The 6,179-nt window shown below is 42.8% G+C and carries 5 protein-coding genes; 2 read left to right on the top strand and 3 right to left on the bottom strand.

The window, feature by feature from the left end:
- Window positions 1–38: 38 nt before the first annotated feature.
- Window positions 39–818, bottom strand: coding sequence for a peptidoglycan editing factor PgeF (pgeF, locus tag HMPREF9370_RS05620; protein ID WP_009116411.1), 780 nt, complete (start codon window positions 816–818; stop codon window positions 39–41).
- A 137-nt stretch (window positions 819–955) separates the two neighbouring features.
- Here pgeF and HMPREF9370_RS05615 point away from each other — a divergent pair, with 137 nt between their 5' ends.
- Complete coding sequence (locus tag HMPREF9370_RS05615) at window positions 956–1,426, top strand: serine O-acetyltransferase (protein WP_050795382.1); 471 nt, start codon at window positions 956–958, stop codon at window positions 1,424–1,426.
- A gap of 54 nt (window positions 1,427–1,480) precedes the next feature.
- On the opposite strand, the gene rluD is transcribed toward HMPREF9370_RS05615, so the two are convergent.
- Window positions 1,481–2,602 (bottom strand): 23S rRNA pseudouridine(1911/1915/1917) synthase RluD, encoded by a 1,122-nt coding sequence (rluD, locus tag HMPREF9370_RS05610; RefSeq protein WP_009116409.1) that lies wholly within the window; start codon window positions 2,600–2,602, stop codon window positions 1,481–1,483.
- Here rluD and HMPREF9370_RS05605 point away from each other — a divergent pair.
- A complete protein-coding gene (locus HMPREF9370_RS05605; RefSeq protein WP_009116408.1) occupies window positions 2,601–3,404 on the top strand; it encodes an outer membrane protein assembly factor BamD in 804 nt (267 codons plus the stop codon). The genes rluD and HMPREF9370_RS05605 overlap by 2 nt on opposite strands.
- A gap of 655 nt (window positions 3,405–4,059) precedes the next feature.
- Here the strand turns inward: HMPREF9370_RS05605 and HMPREF9370_RS05600 are convergent.
- On the bottom strand, window positions 4,060–6,179 hold a 2,120-nt coding region (locus HMPREF9370_RS05600), incomplete at its 5' end, for a cadherin-like domain-containing protein (RefSeq protein WP_009116407.1).

Below are 6,179 nucleotides of genomic sequence, written 5' to 3'. Positions count from 1 at the left end.
TTTCAGACAGGCATATGCCTGTCTGAAAAGCTTTTAAATCAATCTTGTTCCAACCAAATAATGCTGGCCATTCTTCCGGTTTGCCCGTCCCTCCTATAAGAAAAAAAGTTTTCCCTTTCCAATACCGTGCAATGTGAGCCCCCGTAAATCTGGGTTACCCCTTCTCTGTATAATATCAGTCTGGCAAGCTGATAAATATCAGCCAAATATTTATTTCCACCAATGCTCTGAAACGCATCTTCTGCTGCCGCAATCTGGTTGCAAAAAGCTTCTCGAACTTCCTCCCCTACTTCAAAAGCATCAGGACCAATAGCCGGGCCGAAATAAGCCATGATTTCCATCGGGTCAACCTGCATTGCCGCAATCGTGTTCTGCAACACGCCTTGAGCTAAACCACGCCAACCTGCATGGGCTGCAGCAACCACCGTTCCGGCACGGTCACAAAACAACACCGGCAAACAGTCTGCGGTCATCACCACACAAGCTGCGTTACCCGTATTATCTACACACGCATCTGCATCCGTGAGCTCCCCTGCTGCATCAACAGCTTGTACCACATCAACACCGTGCACTTGATTCAAAAACACGAGAGGTACGCCTACATGCTGCTGCACATAAGCACGGTTTTGAGCAACGGCTTCTAGGTTATCGCCCACATGCGCACCTACGTTCAAGCTGCTAAAACAACCGTTGCTTTTACCACCCTTTCGTGTTGTGATTAAAACCTTTACATTTCGAGGAGCAGGCCAATCTGCATCAAGAAAATCACTATATATGATATTTTCATTAAAAACCTGTTTAAAACCAATTTTTTCCATAATTGGACTATCCTAACAAGATTTTACCTATTTCCCTATGGAATAAGAAAAATGTGTTAATCGCAAAAAATGTATTAAAATATGCAATTCGAATTTTTACTGTCTCTAAACACAATTATTTATGAGAAAAACAGCTTATGAAAAACTTACTTTTACCGGCCACACACCTGATGTTTATATACCGCATTTCTAGCGTGCTCTACCGCAGCAAACTAACACGCCCTTTCAGCTATTTGACATATTTAATCAGCCGCATGATTTTTTCAAGCGACATCCACCCAGCTTCTAAAATCGGTAAAGGTTGTAAGTTTGCCCACCATTATAATATTACTATCGGTGCCGGCGCAGAAGTCGGAAAGAACTGTAAAATCTTCAATGGTGTATCTATTGCCAACGACGGCACTCAAGCCCACGCCAACATTTACCCTAAAGTGGGCGACAACGTTATGTTAGGAACCGGTGTTAAGCTAATCGGCGGTATTACAATAGGATCCGATTCAGTAGTTGGCGCAAATGCCGTGGTAGTAAAAGACCTTCCACCCTGTTCATTAGCAGCAGGTGTCCCGGCAAAAGTTTTACGTACGATAGACCGAAGTGAATTCTATTAATTAAAACGCTTATGTAAAAAGCAGTGTAAAACACTGCTTTTTTATTTTTTATGGTCACTCCCTAACATAAACCACTTCAACATCGTAATCGTCTTCGTTCCAGTCATCATCGTCTTGCATATCCATTTTTTCCAACCATTCTTCCTCATTGCTCAGAGAAGAATCCAAACCGCTTTCCAAACGCAACACCGACAATAAATGATACATATCTTGAGGTAACGGAGCTTTAAACGACATGTTCTCTCCCGTTTTAGGATGTTTAAAGCTCAAACTGTAAGCATGTAAAGCCTGCCTATTTAAATCTTTAATCGCCTCTTTTACTGCCGCCGAACATTGGTGGCGCGGGTTACCATATACCGGGTCGCCTGCCAAAGGATGATTCGCTTCGCGCATGTGTACCCGAATTTGATGTGTTCGCCCTGTTTCCAGCGCACATTCAATATAACTGTGCGCCCCATATCGCTCCAACACTTTCACATGTGTTATCGCTTCTTTTCCGCCAAACTTAACCACTGCCATTTTCAAACGGTTATATGGATCGCGACCGATAAGAGTTTCAATTTTTCCATCAAAAGGCACAATTCCATTGGCCACTGCGCGATAAATCCGTTTCACGCTGCGATCTTGTAGCTGTTTGACCAAATCGTTTTGCGACGGCAAAGTTTTAGCCACCACCATTAAACCACTGGTATCCTTATCCAAGCGGTGCACAATTCCCGCGCGAGGCACCTGTGCCAAATCAGGACAATGATCCAAAAGCCCGTTAAGCAGCGTACCCGACCAATTGCCTGCAGCCGGATGCACGACCAAACCGGCAGGTTTATTCAACACAATTACCGAATCATCCTCATAAAGAATATCTAAATCCATTGGTTCCGGTGTAAAAGCAGCATTCTCATCACTTTGCCGAACGGCGACTACCAGCTCTTCGCCACCGATCAATTTATCTTTCGGCATGGCAGGCTTGCCGTTTACCGAAACGGCGCCTTCTTTAATCCAGCTACTCAAGCGGCTGCGGGAGTAATCAGGCATCAGTTTTGTCAGCGCCGCATCGAGCCGCATACCTGCCAAATCAACCGGAATCACTAAATTTATGAAACTTTCTACATTAGGGGCTGCCGAAAACTCCAAATCATCGCTATAATCGGTTTCGTTATCCAAGGAAATATTTTGCATGAAAAAAATTCTTTTAATTGTTTCTTTAGGCTTGGCGTTATCAGGCTGCGCCACCAAAGGCGCCGTAGACAAAGATGCCCAGATTACCCAAGATTGGACCGTTAACCAGCTCTACACCGAAGCGCAAGACGAGCTAAACAGCAATAATTATACGCGAGCCATCAAATTATATGAACTGCTGCAATCACGATTTCCCAATGGCGTGTACGCCCAGCAAGCTCAGTTGGATACGGCTTATGCCTATTACAAAGATGACGAACCCGAACGAGCGCTCGCAGCCATACAGCGTTTCCAGCGCCTTTATCCGAACCATCCACGCATGGATTATGTTCTTTACTTGAAAGGTTTGGTGCTGTTTAACGAAGATAAATCTTTCTTAAACAAACTGGCCTCTCAAGATTGGTCCGACCGCGATCCAAAAGCCAACCGTGAAGCCTATTACGCTTTCGAAGAGCTTACCAAACGCTATCCCGATAGCGAATATGTAGCCGATGCCACTGAACGCATGGCTAGATTGGTTGATGCTTTAGCCGGTAATGAAATGGCGATTGCTCGTTACTATATTAACCGTGGCGCATATCTTGCTGCCATCAACCGTTCGCAAAAAATCATTGCCCAATATCAAAATACCCGCTTTGTAGAAGAAGCTTTGGCCATTATGATCACTTCTTATAAGAAGCTGAATAAACCCGATTTGGCCGAAGATACCACCCGCGTGCTGCAAACCAACTTCCCGCAAAGCCCTTATCTAACGCAAGACTGGAAGCCCAACAGCATGCCGTGGTGGCGCTACTGGAAATAAACCATACGCGCTAACCAAACAAAACAAGACTCAAACAATGCCTGTCTGAAAATGAACGCTGTACCACAAAGCCGGCACTTTTTCAGACAGGCATTCTGTCTTACCGATCTACATAAGGAGTCTCTCCTTCACTACTACAGTAGAAAAACTCTACTCTGTATCGCCGAAGCTGACCGCACGATAGCAAAATGGGCAAATTAATAAAATCTTAAGCCCTCAACAACTTACCTTTTCATAAAACCCCGTTAACTCGCCCTGTATTTCTACATCTAAACTAAAGTCACCAAAAGCAACGTTTGTCGAGCAATAACTCAAACGTTCACTCAAACAGACGTAGGCGAGAGATGCAGATTTATAATAAGCAAATAAACTTATTTTTACTACGTCGTTGCTGCGTCTCACTCTACTACTTGTGCTGTCTGCAGCTTGCTGCCTTGTATCAAAAATATGTTGATTGACTGTATTGCTGTGTTCTTAAAAGGATACTCGGGTCAAACCCGAGTATCACGGCAAGTAGTCTGAATCATGGAAATGCCTGTCTGAAAAGTAGTTTTTTAGACAGAAATGACATTGTGCCAGTTTCAGGAATTCCACTATAACTACAAAATTCAGCCCCCTTACTTTTACAAGTAAGGGGGCTGTCTAAGCTAACTAATTAGCCTAATACTTCAATATGTTTTTCCAATACGGTTTCCAAAGTTTGTCCGCTGGAAATACCGGTGAAGGTAATGCTGTTGTTGTAAGTAGCGCCATCAGCTCCTACCGCAGTAAAGCTCAATGTGCTGGTTGTATCATTCCACGCAGCGTCCTTCAGATCGTTAACATTCACTAAATCAGCAAATACTACTTTGTCTTCGCCTTCAGTGAAATCAACTATCACATCTTGACCGCTGTTGCTATTTGCCAAGAAGACAAACTTATCAGCACCTTCTCCACCGGTTAGGTTGTCATTACCGGCACCACCAAACAACACGTCATCTCCGCTACCACCGTTCAGCGTGTCGTTGCCACCATCAGGACGGCCATCCAACAACTCTTTCCAGTGTTCAGCGATATAGTCCGCTTTTTGTTGATCAGTAGCTTTTACACCACTATTTTCAGACCATTTGATAAATTCATTCAATGCTTCTGAACTCATACCATTATGGTTTCCACCAGTATAGTTAACACCAGTATCCCCATTGGTCCAAGTCAAGTGGTCGGTATTGATAGTATCGCCGAAGATAATATCGTTACCATCACCTCCAGAAATAACATCATCAGAAACATTGCTCAGAGCCTCAGATTCACTACCACCTTGCAATGCAGCATCCAACTCATCTGGAGTGTTCACGATAGCAGAATCACCTTCTGTGCCTTGATATACAACTTTTCCAACTTTAGGTGCTTGATAACTGAAGCTATTTTCTACCAATGTCTCGTTAGAAGTGTTATCAAAATAATTCAATACATTTTCTCTAATACCTTGAGAGAAGCCTATAGCATGCACAGCAGAAACATCACTCAAGCCTTTAAAGCTATTTAGAGCTGCATCGATTGTATTTTGAGTAACATAAGCACCAATAGGATCTTTACGTCCATCTGAACCGTACGCAGTTGGTTCGCCGTCGGTCAAGAAGTAAGTAACATTTTGGTAACCATTACCCGATACTTCATTAAACCATGCGGTAGTATCGGCAAATGCATCATCATAGTTGGTAATACCTTCAAGGCGTGATCCAACTTTCAAATTAGCAATCTTGCTTACCAATTGATCCACATTGTCTTGAGTCAGGTCATCAATATCTATTTCCAACTTCGTCAAACGGTTGAATGCAAACAAGGCTACGTTTACTTTTCCATCATGACCAGCTAAATCATTTGCCAGTTTCAGCAAAGAACGCTTCGCCATATCGAAGTAAGATGAACCATCTGCAATACGGTATTTTTGCATACTGTTAGAAATATCCAACAGAATCGCCACATTGTAGTCAGCTCCTGGAGTGATTACTGTTGTAGTACCACCCTTATCACCAACTAAAACGTCATTACCGCCTCCACCATTGATATCATCTTTATCATTGCCACCAAAAATAGTTTTGTCACTATCTCTGCCGTCAATAGTAATAGTCAATGTTGAAGTACTGCTGTCGCCATCTGCATCTTTCACAGTATAAGTGAACGTATCTGTTAATGTTTCACCATCATTCAAAGCTTTAACTGCAGGATTGTTGTTATTCAATGCATAGCTATAAGTGCCATCAGCATTTAATGTCAACTCACCATAGCTTCCTTTACCGTTTTCAATATTAGCAGTTACAGGCTTATCGGCACCGGTAGCATCATTGTCCAACACATTTCCGCTAACAGAGCCTTCACCCTCTCGAATATTGTTAGTATCAGCAGATGCAGCTGGTGCAGTATCTGTAATAGTTACATTCAATTGAGCATTGGTTGTGTTACCCAACACATCTTTCACAACTATATCGAATGAATCTACAACAGAATCATCACCTCGACTATGGTCTTTCGCAGTACCATTTTCTGTGTACTCGTAAGTCAATACACCAGTTGCGGCATCATAACCTGTTACTTTCAACGTACCTTTATCTGTAACGATTTCCACAGGAACTTTGTTATTGGCTTGAGTTACATCCTTATCACCAATAGTTACTATACCAACACCTGCTTTATCAGATACTTTGATAGTACCATTTACAGTATTAGAACTCTCTTCTTCCACAGAAGCGTTTTCTACTTCTACTGCTGGAGGTGCAGTATCTACGCTACCACTAT

Origin of the sequence: Neisseria wadsworthii 9715 (genome assembly GCF_000227765.1) — a bacterium.
Lineage (GTDB): Bacteria > Pseudomonadota > Gammaproteobacteria > Burkholderiales > Neisseriaceae > Neisseria > Neisseria wadsworthii.
This window is presented reverse-complemented; position numbering and strand designations above follow the sequence as displayed.